Genomic DNA, 20,420 nt, shown 5'->3' with positions numbered 1-20,420 from the left:
GACATCTGGGGCACAGTGAGCCCCGACGGCACGGTAAGTCACATTACCGGTGGCAACTTTGCGGCTAGCGCCATCACCATCAACGGCTGGCTGCGCGACTTCCTGTGGGCTCAGGCCTCCCAGGTGATTGGCTCCTACGGTTCGGCGCTGTCGGCCTACGGTCTGCTGTTCTTGGGTGCTCACTTTGTGTGGGCCTTTAGCCTGATGTTCTTGTTCAGTGGCCGTGGCTACTGGCAAGAGCTGATTGAGTCCATTGTTTGGGCTCACAGCAAGCTGAAGGTAGCGCCTTCTATTCAGCCTCGCGCTCTGAGCATTACTCAGGGTCGAGCTGTGGGTGTGGCTCACTACCTACTAGGGGGAATTGCCACGACGTGGGCCTTCTTCCTGGCTCGAATAATTGCGGTGGGATGACCCGTTTGGTCATGGGATTCCCGTAGGGGCACGGCATGCTGTGCCCCTACCAACCCCAATCTGCTGCACTTCAACGAATTGCGTTTTCTGACCCATTCGTACATCAAACCTGTTTTGATTCATGGCAACTAAATTCCCAAAATTTAGCCAGGACCTGGCCCAAGATCCGACCACGCGTCGGATCTGGTACGGGATTGCCACGGCCCACGACTTTGAAAGCCACGATGGCATGACGGAGGAGAATCTTTACCAAAAGATCTTCGCCTCCCACTTTGGCCACTTGGCAATCATCTTTTTGTGGACTTCAGGCAACCTGTTCCACGTCGCCTGGCAAGGCAACTTTGAACAGTGGGTAAAAGACCCGCTGGGTGTGAAACCGATCGCCCACGCGATTTGGGATCCGCAATTTGGCCAACCCGCTGTGGATGCCTTCACCCAAGGCGGGGCCAGCTATCCGGTTAACATCTCATTTTCCGGGGTCTACCACTGGTGGTACACCGTCGGTATGCGCACCAATGCTGACCTCTACAGCGGTGCCCTGTTCCTGCTAGTTTTGTCGGCGATCTTTTTGTTCGCTGGCTGGCTGCACCTTCAACCCAAGTTTCGGCCTAGCCTGGCCTGGTTCAAAAATGCGGAATCGCGCCTGAACCACCACCTAGCTGGTCTGTTTGGCGTCAGCTCGCTGGCTTGGGCCGGTCACCTGATTCACGTGGCTATTCCCGAAGCTCGTGGGCAGCATGTGGGTTGGGATAACTTCCTCTCGGTACGGCCTCACCCGGCTGGGTTGAAGCCTTTCTTTACCGGTCAGTGGGGGGTCTATGCCCAAAACCCAGACACGCCAAACCACGTGTTTAACACCAGTGACGGGGCCGGTTCAGCGATTCTCACCTTCTTGGGTGGGTTTCACCCGCAAACCGATGCGCTGTGGCTGACGGATATTGCCCACCACCACCTGGCGATCGCGGTGATCTTCATCATTGCGGGCCACATGTACCGGACTAACTTCGGTATCGGCCACGACATGAAGACCATCCTGAACGCGCACCGACCTCCCGAAGGCACTCCCTTTGGCGGTGCGATCGGGGAAGGCCACAAGGGCATTTACGATACCTACAACAACTCGCTGCACTTCCAGCTAGCGTTTCACCTAGCGGCCCTAGGGGTGGTCACCTCCCTGGTGGCGCAGCACATGTACTCGATGCCGCCCTACGCCTTTATCGCTAAGGACTACACCACTCAGGCGGCCCTTTATACCCACCACCAGTACATCGCTGGATTCATTATGGTGGGGGCCTTTGCTCACGGGGCCATCTTCCTGGTGCGCGATTACGACCCCAAAGCCAACCAGAACAACGTGCTATACCGCGCGCTAGAGCATAAGGAAGCGATCATCTCGCACCTGAGCTGGGTGTCGCTATTCCTGGGCTTCCACACCCTGGGTCTGTACGTGCACAACGACGTGGTGGTGGCCTTTGGCACCCCCGAAAAGCAGATTCTGGTTGAACCAGTCTTTGCTCAATGGATTCAAGCTTCCCACGGCAAGCTGCTCTACGGCATGGATACTCTCCTATCCAACCCGGACAGCCTTGCGACGACGGCTTGGCCTAACTACGGCAACGTGTGGCTCGGCGGCTGGCTAGATGGCATTAATAGCACCACCAACTCGCTGTTTCTGACCATTGGCCCTGGCGACTTCTTGGTCCACCATGCGATCGCCCTCGGACTGCACACCACCACCCTGATCTTGGTCAAGGGTGCACTGGATGCCCGTGGCTCGAAGCTGATGCCTGACAAGAAAGACTTCGGCTACAGCTTCCCCTGCGACGGCCCCGGCCGTGGCGGTACCTGCGACATCTCCGCGTGGGATTCGTTCTACCTGGCGATGTTCTGGATGTTGAACACCATTGGCTGGGTGACCTTCTACTGGCACTGGAAACATCTCACCCTGTGGTCGGGCAACATTGCCCAGTTCAACGAAAACTCGACTTATCTAATGGGCTGGTTCCGCGACTACCTGTGGCTTAACTCGTCGCAGCTAATCAACGGCTACAACCCCTACGGCATGAATAACCTCGCGGTTTGGGCTTGGATGTTCCTCTTTGGACACCTGGTCTGGGCCACCGGCTTCATGTTCTTGATCTCCTGGCGGGGCTACTGGCAAGAGCTGATCGAAACTCTGGTCTGGGCCCACGAGCGCACTCCCCTGGCGAACCTGGTTCGCTGGAAGGACAAGCCCGTTGCCATGTCGATCATTCAGGGCCGAGTTGTGGGTCTAGCTCACTTTACGGTGGGCTACATTCTGACCTACGCCGCCTTCTTGATAGCCTCGACCTCCAGTCGATTTGGCTAACTGGGATAGCTAATCCCTCGTAGGGTGGGCACTGCCCACCTTACACCCCTGGCGTAAACGGGTGGGTTCCTATGGGCTAATCCACCCCGCTCGCCGGACACCTTTTCCTAAGAGAAAAAGAAATTCTTTATTCAAGCAAGTTCCTAACGAAAAAGATCTTCAGTGGTGGGCAGTGCTCCACCCTACAAAAGACTCACCCAAATACTTACCCATCACAAGAGTCTTCTTTTCAGCATTTTGAATAATCTGAGGTGTGTGAGCGGCCCCCTACGATCGCCCTCTATCACTTCCTAACCTTGAGACGGATGGAGACTCTCCGCTTCTCAAGAGTCCTGGTTCTTCGGGGTAGTTGAGCCAGGACTTTTATTAGCTATGTAACTAGAAGGATAGGTGGGGCACCGCCACTGATGGCTTAGATCGTATACAGTTGCGGTGGCAAAACCGATGGCCTCAAACCGACTCCGTAGGGTCATCGCGCTAGGGCCAATCTGCTCTTTTTTTCTGTGGCTATGACTCCTTCCAACCGGATTTTGGTGCTCTTTGCCCACCCTGCCCTCAACAAGTCCCGTGTGAACAGTCGGCTGGTGCAGGCGATCGCTGATCTGGAGGGGGTCACCCTCCACGATCTCTACGAGGAATATCCCGACTTCCATATCAATGTGAAGCGCGAGCAGCAGCTTTTGATCGACCACGACATCGTGGTGTGGCAGCACCCTTTTTACTGGTATAGCAGCCCCGCTATTCTCAAAGAGTGGCAAGACCTGGTGCTCGAATATGGCTTTGCCTACGGCCACGAGGGTACAGCTCTGCGAGGCAAAAAATGCCTTTCCGCTATTTCGACGGGCGGCAGCAATCAGGCTTATCAGCGGGAAGGCTACAACTACTACACCATCACCGAGCTGCTAGCCCCCTTTGCCCAAACCGCGCGGCTGTGCGGCATGGACTATCTGCCGCCGTTTGTTGTCCACGGCACCCATCAGCTGCTTGACGGCCCCGAAATCAGCGATCGCGCCCAAGAGTACCGCACCCTGCTTCAGGCCCTGCGCGATAACCAAATCAACTGGGCGGCGCTGCCTGGCCTGACCCAGCTCAACCAAGATTTGAGCCAGGTATTGCTCGCTCCCGAGGTGGCCCCCCATGCATAGCGAAGACTTATTTTTTCAGGCGTTTATCTACCTCACGGCGGCGGTGCTGTCGGTGCCCGTGGCCAAACGGCTGGGGCTGGGGTCGGTGCTGGGCTACCTGATTGCGGGAGTGATTATCGGCCCCTTTGTGCTGGGCCTAGTGGGAGAACAGCAAGACGACGTCATGCATTTCGCCGAATTCGGCGTGGTGATGATGCTGTTTTTGATTGGCCTAGAGCTGCGGCCTTCGCTGCTGTGGCAGCTGCGGGGGCCAATCTTGGGGCTGGGGGGCTTGCAGGTGGCGGTGACCACCGGGGCGATCGCCCTAATTGCCCTGCTGGCGGGCCTACCCTGGACTATGGCCCTGGCCATCGGCATGATTTTATCGCTCTCGTCGACGGCGATCGTGCTGCAAACCCTAAACGAAAAGGGCCTGATGAAGACCGAGGCGGGGCAGGCCTCCTTCTCGGTGCTGCTGTTTCAGGATATTGCCGTGATTCCCATGCTGGCTCTGCTGCCCCTGCTGGAAATGGGCCAGACTGCGATCGGCCCCCATGCGGCGGTGCTGGTGGCTACTGCCGAGGCCAGTGGAGGCTTACCCGCTTGGCAGCGAACCCTGCTGGTGATGGGAGCGGTGGGGGGCATTATTGTGGTCGGTCGGTTTTTGATGCGGCCAGTGTTTCGGTTTATTGCCGATACGCGCCTGCGGGAGATGTTTACGGCGACAGCCCTGCTGCTGGTGATTGGCATCACCCTGATCATGCAGATGGTAGGGCTATCGCCTGCTCTGGGCACCTTTGTCGCCGGGGTGGTGCTGGCCGACAACGAGTATCGCCACGAGCTAGAAACCGACATTGAACCGTTTAAAGGCTTGCTGCTGGGCCTGTTCTTTATCTCGGTGGGGGCTAGCATCGACTTTAATGTGCTGGCGAGCCAGCCCCTGCTGATTTTGGGTTTGGTCATTGGGCTGATGCTGCTCAAGGGGCTGGTGCTGGTGGCCCTAGGCCGTTTCTTTCGGCAGTCGCTGAGCCAAAACCTGCTGTTTGCCATGGCCCTGGCTCAGGGGGGAGAGTTTTGCTTTGTGCTGTTTTCCTTTGCCCAGCAAAGCCGGGTTTTACCGACGACTGTTACCGCACCACTGGTCGTGGTGGTGGCCCTGTCGATGGCCCTTACTCCTCTGGTGATGATTGCCAATGAGCGGCTGGTGCAGCCCCGCTTTGTGAGCCAGGGCGAGCAGCGAGAACCCGACACCATCGACGATGGCGAAACTCCAGTGATCATTGCGGGCTTTGGGCGCTTTGGCCAGATCGTCAACCGCCTACTGGTTGCCAACGGCATTCAGACTACGGTGCTAGACCACGACCCGGCCACCATTGATTTGCTGCGTCAATTTGGCCACAAGGTGTTTTATGGCGACTCGTCGCGCATTGAGCTGCTTTATGCGGCGGGGGCCGCCGAGGCCAAGCTGTTTGTGATGGCGATCGACGATGTGGAAAGGTCGCTGCAAACCATTGACCTAGTGAAGCAGCACTTTCCCCACCTGAAGATTTTGGCGCGGGCTATTGATCGTCGCCATGCCTATGAACTGCTGCGCCGAGATGTTGATGTCGTCGAGCGGGAAACCTTTGAATCAGCCTTGAGCTTGGGTGCTGAGGTCTTGAAGCTGTTAGGGTTTCGGGCTTACCACGCCCACCGAGCCGCCCGCATCTTTCGCCATCACGACATTAAGGCTATGCACGAGGTGGCCGAAACCGAAATGGATATGCCGAAGTTAGTGGCTAAGTCGCAGCAGCTCGCTGCCGATTTGAAGGAAGTTCTTCAGTCGGATAGTTTTGATTTGCCTCGCGAAGTCGATCAGGCTTGGGATACGACGGCGCTGAAGAAGTATGGGGCTTAATACAGGCCAGCGAAAGCATCGTAAGCGCAACTTGGGTGCATAGCCCGCCATGCACCAGGACAAATCCCTGGCTAGACTGCTAAACCCTTAATCAGTTTCGATCGCAGCATCGCTAACGTGACCCGCCGCATCGAGTTTAATCACCAGCCATTCGTAGTCGATGCTAATAAACTTGCGCTCTGGCCCCAGCATGTAGACCATATCGTAGCCGGCAAAGCCGTTTTGGGGTTCTGGCTGGCCGAGCAACTCGATCACGCCCTTCTGAGGTCTTCCCAGCAGCAGGTATTTTGCCAACAGGTCATCCACCATGCAGAGGCGAACGTAGGTGGGCTCGGCGCTGAGAGCTGGGTCGTTCCACTGCGCAGCGTTGAACTGGGTGTAGCCCCGGCAGTGTTGCCACTCATCCCAGTTTGTTTTGGCCAGCAGCCCACCCACCACCACAAACGGGAAGCTAGTGACCAACACACCTCCCACAATTGCGGCGATCAGCAGACGGCGCTTTGGTTTTGAACGGTGGCCCAGGGGCATTGTGAAGCGAGCCGGTAGCAGGTCTATGAAGACATGCTACCCACGGTCAGCTAAAAATCACAGGCCGGTTTGCAGCGGTGGGAGCTATGGTCAAAGACCGGCCCCAAGGGCGATGGTCAAGGAGCACCCCAAGGGCGATCGCAGTCTATGAATAGCGACGCACTTTCCGCTCTAGCTGATGAATTAGCTGCTGAAGCTGCTGATTTTCTTGGCGCAGGGCGTTGTTTTCGGCCAGGAGACGTTGGTTTTCTCGCAAAAGGGCCTGGTGATCTAGGGGTAGTTTTGAAGATGAAGCGTACATGGTGCGATCGGGTGATAGAGAATAGCCCACAGCCAGAGAATTTCCCTAGCTGCATACCCTGGGGCTGAGGCAGCAAATTGCAGAGATAGTCTACCTACAGCGGGTTGCGCTACATCTTTATTTTGGCTCACTTCTAAGCCAGACCTGGAAACCGTAATCAAGTGCAATAGCTCCTGTGTATTGACCCGATGCAAGTTCAATAATGCAGTTAAATGGGGGATGGTTCTGGATGCCAACGGTGGCTCCGCTGCTGTTCACCCCCTGCGAGGCCCTGTGTCAGACGCCAAACCCTCTCGATCGCTGGCCAATATTGCTGGCATTGTGGCCGTGGCCACCATCCTCAGCAAGTTTGTGGGGCTATTTCGTCAGCAGGCGATCGGGGCGGCTTTTGCAGTGGGGCCGGTGGCCGATGCCTACAGCTTTGCCTACATCATCCCCGGCTTTTTGCTGATTTTGCTGGGGGGCATCAATGGGCCGTTTCACAGTGCGATCGTCAGCGTGGTGGCGCGGCAGCAAGACCGCAAAGACACCGCCGCTCTGATCGAGGCCGTCAATACGCTGGTCGGGCTGATTTTGATTGGCCTATCGCTGCTGCTGATTCTGCTGGCGGGGCCAATTATTAACACCATGGCCCCTGGCCTCGCCCAAAACGACTTAGTCGCGAGAGATATGGCGGTGTTGCAGCTCCGCATTATGGCACCGATGGCTCTGCTAGCGGGGTTGATCGGCACTGGCTTTGGGGCGCTGAATGCCGATAACCAGTTTTGGTTGCCGTCGATTAGCCCAATTTTCTCCAGCGGGGCGGTGCTGGTGGGGCTGGGGCTGCTCTATGGGGCGATCGGTAGCGACATGACCAGCCCAGAGTTTTTTATGGTGGGTAGCGCGGTGCTGGCGGGCAGCACGTTGGGCGGAGCCGTGTTGCAATGGCTCGTGCAGCTCCCTGCCCTGTGGAAGTCCGGCTTGGGGCGGCCACGGCTGCGCTTTGACTGGTCGATGCCCGAGGTGCAAGAGGTGATGCAGGTGCTGCTGCCCGCTACCCTATCGTCGGGGATGCTGCAAATCAACCTGTTTACCAACCTCTTTTTTGCCTCGTTTATTCCCGGTACGGCGGCGGCGCTGAGTTATGCAAACTTGCTGGTACAAACGCCGCTGGGCATTATCTCCAACATGATTTTGGTGCCGTTTTTGCCCATGTTTGCCCGCCTGGCCGACCCAGCAGACTGGCCCGAACTCAAGCTCCGCATTCGCCAAAGCCTGCTGTTTACGGCATTGACCATGTTGCCTTTGGGGGCGATGTTTGTGGTGCTGGCCCTGCCCATGGTGCGGGTGATCTACGAACGGGGTGCCTTTGACCAAGAGGCCTCGAACCTGGTGACTTCGCTCCTGATGGTCTACGGCGTTGGCATGTTTGTGTACCTGGCTCGCGACGTGCTGGTGCGGGTGTTTTATGCCCTGGGCGATGGGCAGACACCCTTTCGCATTAGCCTGATCAACATTGGCCTGAATGTGGTGATGGCCTTTTGGTTTATTCGCTGGCTGGGGGCACCGGGGCTAGTGCTGGCCACCGTGGGGGTGAATGTGTTTTCGACCCTGGCGCTGACAGTGATTTTGCATCGGCGACTGCGGGGGCTGCCGCTGGGAGAGTGGAGTGGCGCGATCGCCCTCCTCACCTTGCTCAGCTTTGTGGCTGGCACCGCCGCCTGGGGCACCCTCCAGTGGCTGGAAACTTGGCTTGGCACCCAAGGCCTTGGCGTGCTGCTGCTGCAACTGCTGATTCCCGGCGGGGTAGGGCTGCTGCTCTTCATAGTTGGCGCATTCCTGTTGCCGATACCTGAGACGAAGCAGCTCGCCGCGCGGATTCGGGAGCGGGTGAGGCGGTAGGGACGTGGAGAGGGTGAGGAAGATGAGGAGGGTGGAGAAGATGGGGCTGGCGCATAATAGGAGTTAGCAGTCAGCGGTAGGATGCAGACGATGGCAGATCCAGTCACCCTTGACGATATTTACGCTCTGTTTCAAACCTCTCAGGCCGAGGCTGATCGCCGCTTTGCGGAAGCCGATCGCCGCGCTGCGGAGTCTAAAGCAGAAGCCGATCGCTCGTTAGCAGAGCTAAAACGCCTCGTTGACAACACAACTCGCGCCGTGGACGGGCTCACCACCCGCTGGGGTCAGTTCGTCGAAAATTTAGTGGAACCTGCCGTGCTGCGTCTCTTTCAGGAGCGGGGCATTGATGTGCAAGAAGTCACTCGCCGCATGCGGTCTCAACGGCGCGGCGCTGAAATGGAGATTGACATCTTTGCTGTGGATGGTGATGTGGCTGTGGCTGTGGAGGTCAAGTCGCGGCTATCTCACCAAGACGTAGAGTACTTTTTAGGCTCTCTAAGTCGGTTTAAGCAGTCATTTCCTCACTATGCCGACTACCAAATCTACGGTGCTGTGGCGGGTATTGAGATCGACGAAGGCGTAGACCGCTTTGCTTATCAGCGGGGGCTGTTTGTGATCAAGCAAACAGGCGATACGGTCATGATTGCCAATAACTCTGCCTTTCAGCCCGTGGCCTGGTGAGTAATTAGGAAAGACAGGGAAGTTGGGAAAGCAGGGGAAATTGTGAGCACTTCATCTCCATTCTCCTCATCCCCCTTATCTCCCTCACCTTCCCATCCCCCCACTCGTTATCCTAAAAGGACAATCCCCAGAGAAGCCCTATGACAACGGCAGCACCCGTCGATCGCGAGGCCGCGCTACAGGAGATTCGCGCCGGGCTGCGGCGGGGGCAGCAGGCTTTGGCCGACTGGGAAAATGGCCGGTTGGCGGTGTCGGCGGTGCCGGGCTCGGGCAAGTCTACGGGCATGGCGGCGGCGGCGGCGATCGCGATCGCCCGCCACCAGCTTCATCTCAACCGTCAGCTGGTGCTGGTTACCTTTACGCGATCGGCGGCGGCCAACCTCAAGGCCAAGGTGCGCGGCCACTTGAAGGCTCTCGGGCTGCCCCAGACCAGCTTTACGGTCTCGACGTTGCACGGGCTAGCCCTTAGCATCGCCACCCGCAACCCTGAACTCTCCAACCTGAACCTAGACACGCTGACGCTGGTTTCGCCCTCCCAAAATAACCGTATTCTGCGGGCCTGCGTGGAGCAGTGGATTGTGGCCAACCCCAACTCCTACTACCGCCTGATCGAAGGGCGACAGTTTGACGGCGAAGAAACCGAGCAGCTCAGGCGGCAGTCGGTATTGCGCACCGAGGTGCTGCCCAGCCTAGCCCACACGGTAATTCGCGAAGCTAAAAGCTCGGGGCTGATGCCCGCTGCCCTTCTGGATCTGGCCCAAAACGTCAACCACTTTCTGCCGGGAGATGTTGAAGACTACGACGTGCTCACCATTGCGGCCGGTCTGTACGATCGCTACCAAACCCTGCTCTCCCAGCGGGGCTGGATTGACTACGACGACATGATTTTGGGTGCCCTGCGTACCCTAGATGACCCTGACAGCCGCCGCTTTTGGCAGGGACGCACCTTCGCCGTGTTTGAAGACGAAGCGCAGGATTCTTCGCCGTTGCAGACTCGGTTATTGACCCTGCTGGCGGCCGATCCTGACGATCCGCATGGGGAGCCCAATCTAGTGCGGGTGGGCGACCCGAATCAGGCGATCAATTCTACGTTTACTCCGGCAGACCCGGTTTTCTTCAACCAGTTCTGCGACGATTGCCGCCGCCAGGGCCGCCTGGTGACAATGGATCAGGCCGGACGCAGCAGCGGGATTATTATGGCCGCTGCCAACCGCATGCTGGCCTGGGTTAACCAAGCGCAGGTGGCTGGGCCGGAGACTCCTTTTCGCAACCAGGCGATCGCCCCTGTAGACCCCGATGACCCTCAACTTGGGGCCAACCCAGAGCCGCTGGGGGCTGGGGTAGAAATTCTCTCGCCGCCAACCACGCTAGACTCCGTCAAGCTGATTACCCAGCGGGTCAGCGAGCTCTACGCTGCGAACCCTGAAACTAGCTTTGCCATTCTCATGCGGGAGGGTCGACAGGGACAATTTGTTGGCAACCTGCTGCGCGATCCTGATCTGGTCGGTGGTGTCGACCTGCCGGCCATGGGGCTGAAGTTCTACGACGTGGGGGAGCAAGACCGCCAAACTCAGGTACCCGAAGAAATGCTCACTCTGCTGCAATTTATCGAGCGGCCCCACTCCGCCGACCGGCTCAAGGGGGCGCTGCGGGTGCTGGTCGATCGCCAGCGAGTGCCCACCCAAGACCTCAACGCCTTGGCCCAGGCTCCTGAGCAGTTTCTCTACCCTGGCCCGCTGGATGCGCCGCCCGACACGGAAGCGGCGCGAATCGCGCGGCGGTACTGCGCCGGACTGCTGCGATCGCGCCTCGAACTGCCTCCCTACAGCCTGTTCTCCTTCATTGGGCTCACCCTGGGCTACAACCAGAGCGAGCTGGCCACCGCCGACAAACTCGCCGCCCGCGTCAGCCAGCAAATTCGCAATGACGATACGCTGGCGGCGGCGATCGCCGTGCTGCAAGACATTGTTGGCTCCGAGCGCTTCACTGCTGTCGACACCGAAGATACTGACTCGCTCTACACTCGCCCCGGCCAGCTCACCCTGATTACCATGCACAAGGCCAAGGGGCTCGACTGGGACGTCGTGTTTCTGCCCTTTCTCCACGACAAAACCATCCCCGGTACCCTGTGGGTGCCACCCCAGGGCGAATTTTTGGGCGACTTTACCCTGGCGGAGGTGGCCCGGGCGCAGATTCGCGCCCACGCCCACGCCGGTTTCGCCCCAGGGCAAGGCGAAATTCCTGACATTATTTCGGCCTGGGAGCAGGCCAAGCACCTCAAAGCGGCTGAAGAATACCGGCTGCTCTACGTCGCCATGACCCGCGCCAAGCGCCTGTTGTGGATGTCTGCGGCCCAGCAGGCCCCGTTTACCTGGAGCAAGCCAGAGAATGTGCAGGCGGCGAACCCCTGCCCAGTGTTGCCGGTGCTGCGAGAGTGGATGGGGAGATGAGGGGCGGCGGTGAGCGGGACTTTTTCTGAAGGTTGAAAAGTGGCACGAGAGTCGCCAAGCATCACCAGCAGCGAGTCACAGTCCACCGCCAAAGTTTAAATTCCTCAGTCTAAAGTTTCTAGTCGATACGCTCAATCTGCCAAAGAATTTGGTTACCTTCGCGCCGCACTCGCGACACTGACCAGTTGCGCCAGGCCCAAAACTCGCCTCGGCTCGTCACGGCGCTGGCGTTCACATCCATCAAATCGGCCAGTTCTGAGCTGGTGATTAGATAGCCCTGTTTGGCGATTTCGTCGGCAATTTGCAGGGTTTCTAGAACGTTGCGGAGGTTATCAACCCTAACCTCACGGGGTAAAGAATCAAAGTTTTCACTAATCGGAGAAGTTCCAGAGTCTGCCATAATGCATGATGCCGTCCAAAGCTGAAAATCAAGCTAAATTCTACCCTCTGACTCTAGGGTTAAGAGTAACTCGGTCCATAAATCATCTATGATTTGTATTAGGAAAACTTATGGCTTGTGCTTGAACACTCGTGGTTCAAGCGAGATTTGCAGCTGTCTGCTCTAAAATTTACCAGCTAAGACCCAATTATTCAACGCTGCCATTGGGGCCATGAACGGTCTGATTCGTAATTTTAGTAATAGATTAAGCGGGGTATAAGCTTAGCTTTAAAGTGTTTTCAACCTAAATCAGAGAAATTTGAGGAGGGCAGGGTTAATCCTAAAAAGAAATCAAATTAGGGTCTGTCGCTCAAACAGCAGCTCTCCTAATCAGACGAGAACCGGAGAAACACAGTGGCACAAACTCAAATATGGCAAAGCCGCCCTCGCCGCCCCAGGTTACGGTCTCAACCTCATTCACTGTTTTGAGAATGAGCTAGTCGAGCGCGATCGCTCTTACCGCAGCCTTAGGGTTTCAGACACCGCGCTAGAGGTTGGGCGCAACGCCTGTGCCGACCACTGCTATCTAGCCATTGATTGCAGGAGTTTGCAGTAACCCTGGACACATGCATTAAATTGTCTATAGGGAGAATATTTTGGGATGCCATTCCCAGGCTGAACTGCCAGGGTCTGTGCCTTGGTCGTTTAGGCTTTCCCTGTTCGTTTCTCTGAGGTATCTTCGTGGCTAGTAAAGATCAAATTAAGCAGCACCTTGCCCTAACCAGCAAGATCAACTTCGCCGGCGTCACTCCCGCCAAGAGCGAAGATCCCCGCAAGGCTCGCATTATGGCTCATTTGAAAAAGAGCCTAGGCTAAAAACTGTAGGGAGTAGGAGGTAAGGGGTGGATGAGTTCGGGTGATTGAACCTACAACAAACTCCCTACCCCCTACTCTCTCACTTTCTACAAATACCCCGCCGGATTCACCGGATTGCCGTTCTGCCGCACTTCAAAGTGCAGGTGTGGCCCGGTGGAGAGGCCGGTTGAGCCGACAGCGGCGATCGCCTGACCTTGCTGCACCGACTGCCCTTCGCTAACAAACAGACGGCTGGAGTGGGCATAGAGGGTGCTGAGCCCGCCACCGTGGTCGATGATCACCGCTTGGCCGTAGCCCCCATACCAGCCTGAGAAAATTACCCGGCCCGAGTCGGCGGCGTGAATGGTGCTGCCATAGCTGGCCGAAAAATCTATCCCACCGTGGAAGCGGCTGTAGCCCAAAATGGGGTGTACCCGGTTGCCAAACCCGCTGGAAATATTGGCATTGGCGGGAAAGACAAATCGCCCGGTGCCGCGAATTACCCCCGTGCTGGCGGCAATTTTTTGGCGAATCAGGCCAGCAATCTGCTCTGAGTCGCGGGCAAGCTGGGCCTCAGCGGCTTCTAGGGCCCCGCGACGATCCCTCAAACGAGAGATTAGCTGCTTTTCTTCGCTGGCCTCGGCTTCGTACTGTTGCTTTTGGGAGAGCAGCTGCTGGCGTAGGAGAGCAACCTGGTTGCGCTTTTCTTCGACGGCGGCCTTTTGTTTTTGAATGGCTTCGGCCTGGGCCTTGAGGTCGGCCAGCACCTGGCGATCGGAGGCGTAAACCCGCTTGAGCTGGTACTGGCGGTCTAGAAACTCATTAAAGTTCTGGCTTTGCAGTAGCACAGCCCAGCCCTCGCTGCCCTGCTGCCGCTGGAGATACTGAAGCCGGGCCACGGTGCCAGTGCGTACGTTTTCGTAGTCGGCTTCGGCCTTAGCGAGCTTGGCCTCAAAATCTTTCAGCTCTTTCGCGGCCTGGTTGAGGCGAAACTCGGTTTCGTTAATTTGGTTGGCGGTGTAGACAATGCTATTCTCTAGGCCCTTGAGGGTAGATTCTGAAGTGGCCTGGCGATTTTGCAGCTCGGTTTGCTGTTGCTGAAGTTCGTCGCGCTGCTGCTCAAGGGTTTTTTGCTTATTTTGCAGATCTTGAATTGACTGAGCCATCAGCTCAGGCGGTGCTGCCTGGGCGTTGGGAAACGCTGTTAGCGCCAGCCAACTGATCAATACCAGGGCTAACCCTAGGCTCAGCCATCGTCCCCAGGCTACGGCAACAGGCCGCCGGGTCGGTGCAGAAGAAAACGGATGAGTTCGCAGCATGGTCACAGGCAGTACCTGGAGTGGGAATCTGGAGTTTAGCCTTTAAAGGTGAGCGCAATAGCGACTACCCCAAAGCCAAAAATAGCGGCACCGGCCAGCCGATTTAACCACTTAAGTCGGGAGGGTGTCAGCTTTTGGCTAAAAAGCGTTACACCCCAGCTCAGGCACAGCCACCACAGAGCAGACCCCAAAAACACCCCAAAAATCAAGGTTAGTGAGGCTCCCCACGATTGACTAGTGCCCACTAGACCCAGCCCAGCAAAAATCGCAATGAAAGAAAGAATAGTGGCCGGGTTCGTCAACGTCAACACCAAGGTAGAAGCGTAGGCCCCCCACAGCCCTCGACTAGAGACCTTTGCCGCCTCGGTAGCGGGGTCGGCTCGCAGCGTGGTGAAGCCTAAATAACAGAGAAACACGCCCCCGATGAGCTGCATGGCCTGGGTGTGACGAACCAGCAGATCGGCTACGGCAGTGAGGCCAAACCCGGCAATGCTGCCATAGATGCCATCGGCAGTGGCGGCCCCCAGCCCCGTGACTAGACCCATGAGCTGGCCCTGGGTGAGCGATCGCCGAATGCAGAGCAACCCAATGGGGCCGACGGGAACTGCGATCGCCAGCCCCAGCCCCATGCCCTTCAGCAATGTCCAGCCTTCCATGACCCCTCCTTAGGAATCTCGCAAATGATCCAGTGATGGCACCTGAGTCTCTTTCACTGTGGAGAGCACAATCAGGGTGCGAGTTTTGACTACGCCTGCGATCGCCTTCAGTCCTTGAGTAATCAAGGCCTCTAGGGCGCGAGTGTGACAGCAGCGAACCTTCAATAGGTAGTCGTCGTCACCGGTGACGTGGTGGCATTCCAAAATTTCGGCTGTAGCCTGCACTGCGGTTAAGAAGCCCTCGCGGTGGTGAGGTTGGTCGAGCGTCACGGCAATGAATGCAGTCAAATTTAGTCCCAGGGCTTCGGCGTCGAGCTGGGCACTGTAGCCCGTGATTATGCCGCGCTCTTCGAGGCGTTTGACGCGATCGGCCGCCGCTGGAGCCGACAGCCCCAGCTGACTCGCTAGCTCAGCCCAGGTCATGCGCCCTCGCTGGCAGAGAAGGAATAGAGTTTTGATGTCAAGGCCATCTAGTTCCATGACCTTATTTTAATAGACAGGAATTGAATTTTAGGCTTGAATAGATTTCCAAGAACTATGCTTGCCATGATTCCATGACATAACTTTTGGTTTCGGGATGCCCATGCCCTATGCCTTTCGATAGAGAAAATATGGCACCTTAGGAATGGCGCTTACTTTGTTGGGAGATAGTGATGGTTTCTAGCATTCGTGGGTTCTTACAGCCCATTGCCGACTTTTTTGCTGGGTTTGGCACCCCCGAGCCGATTGTGCACTGGGGCCACCCAGCGATGATGGGCATTGTGATTTTTGTGATGGGTAGCTTTACCGCCTATATGGGCTGGAAGGGCCGCATCGGCGACGATGACGCAGAGAAAAAAGCCGAAAACCGCCACACCCACAAGCGCCTGGCTCTGTGGATGTTTACCTTTATTAGCTTGGGTTATACCGGTGGGGTGCTGTCGCTGGTGATGCAAGAAAAAGACATCTTCCAAAGCCCCCACTTTTGGACGGGCAGTCTGGTGATCGCACTACTAGCCCTCAACGGAGCCATCTCGATCACCAAGTTTGGCGGCGGCAAAGATTCTCTGCGCACCGCCCACGCCTACCTGGGCAGTTTTGCTCTGGCGGTAATGTTTGTCCACGCCTTTTTGGGTTTACGCCTGGGCCTGTCGATCTAGCCAGAATTCGTAGCTAATTAAATTCACTAAAAAGCCCTCAAGGAAAGCTTCCTTGGGGGCTTTTGCTCTTTTACCACTGAGCCATGGCAATGCGTGAATAGAGTTGCCAGTCTGCGTTGCACATAAGGTTTGATTAATACCGCAGCCATTTGGTGAGCACACGCATGGGTCTGCCAGTGTTGGGGTCAATTTGGGGCTTGCTCCAAGCGCGAGTTTCGGCAAAGCCAAGGCTATGGAGAATTTTGACCACCGTATCGATGCCGGTAGCAGAGCCAATGACGGTGATATGAACAGGTTCGCGGCTGGGCGGGGTGGGGGCAGAGCTGCCAGGAGGGGCGCTGTAGATTTCGCTGTTGGGGAGAAATTCTTCTGACATGGGGATATCCTCAATGTTGTCTTTAGCGACCACAAGAAGAACTATAGCGGATGTTGTCGACATAGACAACATTTACCCCCTTGCCATCCTTTGGGACGATCAAGGGCATGGGAAGGGCAAATCAGGCGTTGAAGCAGGTTTTGGAAACGTATGGCATTAGCCAAAACAAGCTGGCGGTTGCCTTGGGAATTGATCGGTCTGCGGTGTTTAAGTGGGTTCACGACCAGCGAGAACCGTCTTCGGAGACGATTGTTCAGATTACCCACGTGCTCAAAGCGCTGAATCCTTCGGCGGCCAAGGCATTTGTGCAGCTCTACTTGGGCAATCTTGTCGATGATGACCAGCCCAATAAGTCATAGGTTATGGAATTTGAGGTTGGTGAGAATAAAAGTTACTCAAAAAGCTCAAATAAGGTGTGGATTTTGTTGAAGTCCAAACTTTTTGCAGGATAATAATTGCATCGAAATACTAGCTCTTACCTCAGACGAGCCTCGGTTAGTTATCTTAAGGAAAATTGGGTTCAAGCTGTAGGCGGCGGTCGTAACCTATAGAGAGGGCAAGACTCGCATCACAGCGAATTGGTTGTTTACCTAAAATTTCCGCCCAAGGTAATTTGGATTCGTCGAGGTAATTGTTCAACCAAGACGTTGAGAAAATTCTGCTAGAAAAATATGACGCGATCGCGCAGCTTTCTACCAGCGAAAGCACCGGAATCTTAACGCTATTTTGAGCTTGCCAAATTTCTATACTTAACTCGTCTTTGTCTCCAGAGCAGGCGCGGCTTGCAGCCTTCCCTCGGTGAAAAGTTTTGGTCTATTGTTACAAGTAATTTTCTGTAACAGGTTTAGACAAAAAAGAATATTTAGGCTCGATGTTTCTTTTTAGATAGCTGTCTACGGCCAAAGTGAGCCGTCATCGTTCTCTCCATGGCTTCGGTGCTGGCTGTATCAGAATCTAGTTTTGGCACATCAGCCGTGATGTTGGCTTTAGGGCCTTTATGCTCGTTAACTTCGCCTAAAAGCGTAGGCTTAACATCTGCTAGTTGATCAGCAAAGCTCTTGGAAGTCTCTTTCGCTAGATTGTCGTCTCTTTTATATGATGCCAGGCGTTCCTGGAATCTTTTGATCTGTGTGCTAAGTGCCTTATTTTCTTTCCTTAGAGACTCTATCTCTTGCTCTAGATCTAGAATCCTTTGTTCGGATTGATTGAAATTTTTTTGTATATTCTTTCTTTGTTGAGAAAGCTGTGCAGCCTTTTCTTCTGCCTTCAGCTGTTTCTCATGTTCCTCATGCCGTTGGTTACTCATTTTAGCCAAGCTGTTTCAGCACTCTTTAACTTTTCTTCTAGCCATTGCTGCTTTGCCGAACCTTTGGGTAACTTTCGACTCTTGTGTTCATTTCCAGTAGAGTTCCCAAAAATCATCTTTGCGCTCATTCTTATCTTCCATACAAGAGACGTAGCCCATAGAGAATTTCCGCAATTCGCAGAAGCTAGTATCAACTATCACACTAGCATTCATTGCAAGATACGGTGGCTGAGGTTAGGCAATCACTACCCTAGATAGTCTCTACAGACTTTGCTCTAGACGCCAGGGTTCTCGAAGAACCCTGGCGTGCAAATATGGCTACACGTTCGCTTCTTCCTTAACCAGCTTCTCCCAGCCGAGGTCTTTGAGGTTGTTGTTGCGGCGGAGGGGCCGCGTCACTAGCTCTAGAATGTCGCGGGTGTTGCCAAAGCCGTGGATTTGGGCGAAGGTAAACTCCACCGACCACTTGGTGTTAATGCCGCGCGCTTCCAGCGGGTTGGCGTGGGCCATGCCGGTGATCACTAGGTCAGGATGCAGCTCTTGAATGCGCTGAATCTGGTTGTAGTTGTCGGGCTTTTCGGTGATTTTGGGCAACGGTGTGCCCATTTCGTTACAGGTTTTCTCTAGCAGGGCTAGCTCCGCTGCCTGGTAGCGCTTGTCCATATAGGGGATGCCGATTTCCTGCACCGTCATGCCGCAGCGGGTGAGAAAGCGGGCCAGGGAGATTTCCAGCAGGTTGTCGCCCATGAAGTAGACCGACTTGCCGCGAATGATTTCCAGGTAGTCTTCTACCGATTCCCAAATTTTGGCTTCGCGCTCTTCCGTGCCCTGGGGCTCAATGTTGAAGACCGAGCAGATTTTCTCGAGCCAGGCGCGGGTGCCGTCGGGGCCGATGGGGAATGGTGCGCCGATCAGTTTGCACTTGCGGCGGCGCATCAGCGTAGTAGCGGTGCGCGAGAGGAAGGGGTTGATGCCGGCGACGTAGTAGCCTTCATCGACTACGGGCAGGTCGGTATAGAGCTTGGCGGGCAGCCAGCCATCAACTTTAATGCCCTGCTTTTTGAGTTCCAACGTCATCTGGGTAACGATGGGGTCGGGCACGGAGCCAAACAGTACCAGAGGGGGGTGGTCGTGGTATTCGCTTTCTTCAGCTACCACGACCTCGTCTTCTTTCTTGCGGCCTAGGCCCAGCAGCTTTTGAATGCCGCCGCTCTTGGCTTCTTCCTTAGCTACCGCAGGCTGCTTGGCGGCAGCTTCTTCGACGGTGGGGCAGCGCTGAGCCATGGCGGCTAGCACGGTGTCTTCGCCCTGGGTAAAGGCGTAGTCGAGGCCGTTGGCGCGAGCGACAACGATGGGAATGCCGATCTCGGCTTCGAGGCGGGGGGCGAGCCCTTCGAGATCCATTTTGATGATCTCGGTGGTGCAGGTGCCAATCCAGACGATCACTGAGGGGTTGCGATCGCGCTTAATGCTCTCACACAGCCGCTTCAGCTCTTCGTAGTCGTTGAGCTGGGCCGAGATATCAGCCTCCTCTAGCTCAGCCATAGCGTAGCGGGGTTCGGCGAAAATCATCACCCCCATGGCATTCTGCAAAAAGTAGCCGCAGGTCTTGGTGCCAATAACTAAGAAAAAGCTGTCTTCAATCTTTTGGTACAGCCACGCCACACAGCTGATCGGGCAAAAGGTGTGGTAGTTGCCGGTGTCGCAATCAAATTCTAAAGCGGAGGGTTGGGGTTGAGCTTGGGCCAGGGTCATCGTCGGGGTATCTCCCTAGTGAAGGACTTATGGCCTGGGTCGATCATCCTCCCTGCCGCCTGCACCTGAGCAGGCTTCGTCATCGTAGGCGGGGGAGAGCGGTGGCGGAGCGTCGATGGTCAATAGCTCGGCTGAAGCCAGAGAAACCTTGGCCTGAGCGCTACCGGGCAACATCTTGTGTGCCTTTTCTAGCGCTGCTAGCTCCTTCACCGGGCTGATATCTAAACCCAGGGCAGAAATAATGCGATCGGGGTTGCTGCTTAAATCCACCACCAGGGGTAGCAGGTTGGTCAAGTCAGGTTCCAGGGTGGCCAATGCTCCCAAAATAAAGCCCGACGAAGGCCGCCGCTGCCCGTTACTCGTTACCCAAATGCCCAATTTGTCGATCCACTCGCGGTTGTCGCGGTAGTAGGTTAACCACTTGATTTTGAGCGATCGCCGCAGTTGTTTGCTGTTCACAGATGCCTCGGGCGGGGTTCGCCAACCTCGTGTCCAGAGATTGATTAAACCAGAAAACCGCTACCGTACGAGTCTATGAATGGGCTTACATATCTGGGCTATCGGGCAACAGCGGTTGCTCGTCGTTGGCCTCGATGGTTTGGGTGTGATCGGGGTTATCTAACACCATCTCGGGGTCAAAGTTGAGCCCCAGCACTTCTACCAGCGCGTCCTCGTCAGAGTTGAGCTTGTAGAAGGGCACCATCAAGTTCGACAGCTTGGGTTCTAGAGCATTCACCACCCCCAGCACCAAAAAGGAGGATGGCCGGCGACCGCCATCTGGAGTCCGCACTGAGGTCTGCTGCATTTGCAGCGTCAACCAGGCCCGGTTAGATTGCACGTAATCTAACCACTTTTGGCGAATGACTTGGGTAAAGTTCTCGAAGAAGGCCATAATCCTGACTCTTTGCTAAATCGCTTATAGGTAGCTGCCAGACGGCTGCGTACCGATGATAATGCAGCGACTCAGGATTAGAACTTGATCGAGGGGGATTTTTGCAGCATAGGTGTGGCC

At 55.9% G+C, this 20,420-nt stretch carries 21 protein-coding genes and 1 pseudogene; 11 read left to right on the top strand and 11 right to left on the bottom strand.

The window, feature by feature from the left end:
• The 4 genes and pseudogenes from psaA to kefC all read left to right on the top strand — a co-directional run.
• Positions 1–411, top strand: a pseudogene (gene psaA / locus H6F59_RS02620) (photosystem I core protein PsaA); the annotation flags it as partial.
• Between the two features lie 121 nt (positions 412–532).
• Positions 533–2,761 carry a photosystem I core protein PsaB gene (gene psaB, locus H6F59_RS02615; protein ID WP_190694892.1) on the top strand — a complete coding sequence of 743 codons (2,229 nt, stop codon included), beginning with the start codon at positions 533–535 and terminating at the stop codon, positions 2,759–2,761.
• 509 nt (positions 2,762–3,270) lie between these two features.
• Positions 3,271–3,906: an NAD(P)H-dependent oxidoreductase gene (locus tag H6F59_RS02610; protein ID WP_190694890.1), complete on the top strand. Its 636-nt coding sequence runs from the start codon at positions 3,271–3,273 to the stop codon at positions 3,904–3,906.
• Positions 3,899–5,782: a glutathione-regulated potassium-efflux system protein KefC gene (gene kefC / locus H6F59_RS02605; protein ID WP_190694888.1), complete on the top strand. Its 1,884-nt coding sequence runs from the start codon at positions 3,899–3,901 to the stop codon at positions 5,780–5,782. The genes H6F59_RS02610 and kefC overlap by 8 nt, the downstream gene beginning before the upstream one ends.
• Positions 5,783–5,869: 87 nt before the next feature.
• Here the strand turns inward: kefC and H6F59_RS02600 are convergent, their stop codons facing one another.
• A complete protein-coding gene (locus H6F59_RS02600; RefSeq protein ID WP_190694886.1) occupies positions 5,870–6,310 on the bottom strand; it encodes a hypothetical protein in 441 nt (146 codons plus the stop codon).
• Between the two features lie 145 nt (positions 6,311–6,455).
• Entirely contained in the window at positions 6,456–6,641 is a 186-nt protein-coding gene (locus tag H6F59_RS02595; protein ID WP_190694884.1) for a hypothetical protein, read from the bottom strand.
• 189 nt (positions 6,642–6,830) lie between these two features.
• On the opposite strand from H6F59_RS02595, the gene murJ reads away from it, so the two are divergent.
• The 3 genes from murJ to H6F59_RS02580 all read left to right on the top strand — a co-directional run bounded on the left by murJ (position 6,831) and on the right by H6F59_RS02580 (position 11,623).
• The gene (gene murJ, locus H6F59_RS02590) at positions 6,831–8,492 is read left to right on the top strand and encodes a murein biosynthesis integral membrane protein MurJ (RefSeq protein WP_190694881.1); all 1,662 of its coding nucleotides are present in this window, start codon (positions 6,831–6,833) and stop codon (positions 8,490–8,492) included.
• Positions 8,493–8,582: 90 nt separating this feature from the next.
• Positions 8,583–9,173 carry a hypothetical protein gene (locus H6F59_RS02585; RefSeq protein ID WP_190694879.1) on the top strand — a complete coding sequence of 197 codons (591 nt, stop codon included), beginning with the start codon at positions 8,583–8,585 and terminating at the stop codon, positions 9,171–9,173.
• Positions 9,174–9,313: 140 nt separating this feature from the next.
• On the top strand, positions 9,314–11,623 hold the full coding sequence (locus H6F59_RS02580) for an ATP-dependent helicase (protein ID WP_190694877.1): 2,310 nt from the start codon (positions 9,314–9,316) through the stop codon (positions 11,621–11,623).
• Between the two features lie 118 nt (positions 11,624–11,741).
• Here H6F59_RS02580 and H6F59_RS02575 read toward each other — a convergent pair whose 3' ends face one another.
• Positions 11,742–12,023 (bottom strand): hypothetical protein, encoded by a 282-nt coding sequence (locus tag H6F59_RS02575; RefSeq protein ID WP_073610147.1) that lies wholly within the window; start codon positions 12,021–12,023, stop codon positions 11,742–11,744.
• Between the two features lie 720 nt (positions 12,024–12,743).
• Between H6F59_RS02575 and H6F59_RS26665 the strand changes: the two genes are divergently transcribed.
• Positions 12,744–12,878 carry a hypothetical protein gene (locus H6F59_RS26665; RefSeq protein ID WP_255524785.1) on the top strand — a complete coding sequence of 45 codons (135 nt, stop codon included), beginning with the start codon at positions 12,744–12,746 and terminating at the stop codon, positions 12,876–12,878.
• A gap of 86 nt (positions 12,879–12,964) precedes the next feature.
• On the opposite strand, the gene H6F59_RS02570 is transcribed toward H6F59_RS26665, so the two are convergent.
• Genes H6F59_RS02570 through H6F59_RS02560 form a run of 3 tightly spaced genes read right to left on the bottom strand, consistent with a single transcriptional unit; the run spans position 12,965 to position 15,312 of the window.
• Entirely contained in the window at positions 12,965–14,176 is a 1,212-nt protein-coding gene (locus H6F59_RS02570) for a murein hydrolase activator EnvC (protein WP_190694875.1), read from the bottom strand.
• A gap of 35 nt (positions 14,177–14,211) precedes the next feature.
• Entirely contained in the window at positions 14,212–14,832 is a 621-nt protein-coding gene (locus tag H6F59_RS02565; protein ID WP_190694873.1) for a LysE/ArgO family amino acid transporter, read from the bottom strand.
• Positions 14,833–14,841: 9 nt separating this feature from the next.
• A complete protein-coding gene (locus tag H6F59_RS02560) occupies positions 14,842–15,312 on the bottom strand; it encodes an Lrp/AsnC family transcriptional regulator (protein ID WP_190694871.1) in 471 nt (156 codons plus the stop codon).
• 173 nt (positions 15,313–15,485) lie between these two features.
• Between H6F59_RS02560 and H6F59_RS02555 the strand changes: the two genes are divergently transcribed.
• Positions 15,486–15,971 (top strand): DUF4079 domain-containing protein, encoded by a 486-nt coding sequence (locus H6F59_RS02555; RefSeq protein ID WP_190694869.1) that lies wholly within the window; start codon positions 15,486–15,488, stop codon positions 15,969–15,971.
• Positions 15,972–16,104: 133 nt separating this feature from the next.
• Here H6F59_RS02555 and H6F59_RS02550 read toward each other — a convergent pair whose 3' ends face one another.
• On the bottom strand, positions 16,105–16,410 hold the full coding sequence (locus tag H6F59_RS02550) for a hypothetical protein (protein ID WP_242021221.1): 306 nt from the start codon (positions 16,408–16,410) through the stop codon (positions 16,105–16,107).
• Between the two features lie 44 nt (positions 16,411–16,454).
• Here H6F59_RS02550 and H6F59_RS02545 point away from each other — a divergent pair, with 44 nt between their 5' ends.
• Together H6F59_RS02545 and H6F59_RS27490 are read left to right on the top strand one after the other, a co-directional pair.
• Positions 16,455–16,706 carry a helix-turn-helix transcriptional regulator gene (locus H6F59_RS02545; RefSeq protein WP_190694867.1) on the top strand — a complete coding sequence of 84 codons (252 nt, stop codon included), beginning with the start codon at positions 16,455–16,457 and terminating at the stop codon, positions 16,704–16,706.
• A gap of 219 nt (positions 16,707–16,925) precedes the next feature.
• Positions 16,926–17,012: a hypothetical protein gene (locus H6F59_RS27490; RefSeq protein ID WP_348251341.1), complete on the top strand. Its 87-nt coding sequence runs from the start codon at positions 16,926–16,928 to the stop codon at positions 17,010–17,012.
• A 197-nt stretch (positions 17,013–17,209) separates the two neighbouring features.
• Here H6F59_RS27490 and H6F59_RS02540 read toward each other — a convergent pair whose 3' ends face one another.
• The 4 genes from H6F59_RS02540 to H6F59_RS02525 form a co-directional block, all read right to left on the bottom strand.
• A complete protein-coding gene (locus H6F59_RS02540) occupies positions 17,210–17,653 on the bottom strand; it encodes a hypothetical protein (RefSeq protein WP_190694864.1) in 444 nt (147 codons plus the stop codon).
• A gap of 318 nt (positions 17,654–17,971) precedes the next feature.
• Positions 17,972–19,408, bottom strand: coding sequence for a ferredoxin:protochlorophyllide reductase (ATP-dependent) subunit N (locus tag H6F59_RS02535; protein WP_190694862.1), 1,437 nt, complete (start codon positions 19,406–19,408; stop codon positions 17,972–17,974).
• Positions 19,409–19,435: 27 nt separating this feature from the next.
• On the bottom strand, positions 19,436–19,867 hold the full coding sequence (locus H6F59_RS02530; RefSeq protein ID WP_190694860.1) for a DUF5331 domain-containing protein: 432 nt from the start codon (positions 19,865–19,867) through the stop codon (positions 19,436–19,438).
• 85 nt (positions 19,868–19,952) lie between these two features.
• The gene (locus H6F59_RS02525) at positions 19,953–20,300 is read right to left on the bottom strand and encodes a DUF5331 domain-containing protein (RefSeq protein ID WP_190515561.1); all 348 of its coding nucleotides are present in this window, start codon (positions 20,298–20,300) and stop codon (positions 19,953–19,955) included.
• Positions 20,301–20,420 lie beyond the last annotated feature (120 nt).

The sequence above is a fragment of the Nodosilinea sp. FACHB-141 genome, from assembly GCF_014696135.1.
GTDB lineage: Bacteria > Cyanobacteriota > Cyanobacteriia > Phormidesmidales > Phormidesmidaceae > Nodosilinea.
This window is presented reverse-complemented; position numbering and strand designations above follow the sequence as displayed.

Excerpts from the sequence above, each read along its gene's own strand:
- psaB (WP_190694892.1), top strand. The coding sequence starts at position 533 with ATGGCAACTAAATTCCCAAAATTTAGCCAGGACCTGGCCCAAGATCCG.
- H6F59_RS02610 (WP_190694890.1), top strand. The coding sequence starts at position 3,271 with ATGACTCCTTCCAACCGGATTTTGGTGCTCTTTGCCCACCCTGCCCTC.
- kefC (WP_190694888.1), top strand. The coding sequence starts at position 3,899 with ATGCATAGCGAAGACTTATTTTTTCAGGCGTTTATCTACCTCACGGCG.
- H6F59_RS02600 (WP_190694886.1), bottom strand. The coding sequence starts at position 6,310 with ATGCCCCTGGGCCACCGTTCAAAACCAAAGCGCCGTCTGCTGATCGCC.
- murJ (WP_190694881.1), top strand. The coding sequence starts at position 6,831 with ATGGTTCTGGATGCCAACGGTGGCTCCGCTGCTGTTCACCCCCTGCGA.
- H6F59_RS02585 (WP_190694879.1), top strand. The coding sequence starts at position 8,583 with ATGGCAGATCCAGTCACCCTTGACGATATTTACGCTCTGTTTCAAACC.
- H6F59_RS02580 (WP_190694877.1), top strand. The coding sequence starts at position 9,314 with ATGACAACGGCAGCACCCGTCGATCGCGAGGCCGCGCTACAGGAGATT.
- H6F59_RS02575 (WP_073610147.1), bottom strand. The coding sequence starts at position 12,023 with ATGGCAGACTCTGGAACTTCTCCGATTAGTGAAAACTTTGATTCTTTA.
- H6F59_RS02570 (WP_190694875.1), bottom strand. The coding sequence starts at position 14,176 with ATGCTGCGAACTCATCCGTTTTCTTCTGCACCGACCCGGCGGCCTGTT.
- H6F59_RS02565 (WP_190694873.1), bottom strand. The coding sequence starts at position 14,832 with ATGGAAGGCTGGACATTGCTGAAGGGCATGGGGCTGGGGCTGGCGATC.
- H6F59_RS02560 (WP_190694871.1), bottom strand. The coding sequence starts at position 15,312 with ATGGAACTAGATGGCCTTGACATCAAAACTCTATTCCTTCTCTGCCAG.
- H6F59_RS02555 (WP_190694869.1), top strand. The coding sequence starts at position 15,486 with ATGGTTTCTAGCATTCGTGGGTTCTTACAGCCCATTGCCGACTTTTTT.
- H6F59_RS02550 (WP_242021221.1), bottom strand. The coding sequence starts at position 16,410 with ATGTCGACAACATCCGCTATAGTTCTTCTTGTGGTCGCTAAAGACAAC.
- H6F59_RS02545 (WP_190694867.1), top strand. The coding sequence starts at position 16,455 with ATGGGAAGGGCAAATCAGGCGTTGAAGCAGGTTTTGGAAACGTATGGC.
- H6F59_RS02540 (WP_190694864.1), bottom strand. The coding sequence starts at position 17,653 with ATGAGTAACCAACGGCATGAGGAACATGAGAAACAGCTGAAGGCAGAA.
- H6F59_RS02535 (WP_190694862.1), bottom strand. The coding sequence starts at position 19,408 with ATGACCCTGGCCCAAGCTCAACCCCAACCCTCCGCTTTAGAATTTGAT.
- H6F59_RS02525 (WP_190515561.1), bottom strand. The coding sequence starts at position 20,300 with ATGGCCTTCTTCGAGAACTTTACCCAAGTCATTCGCCAAAAGTGGTTA.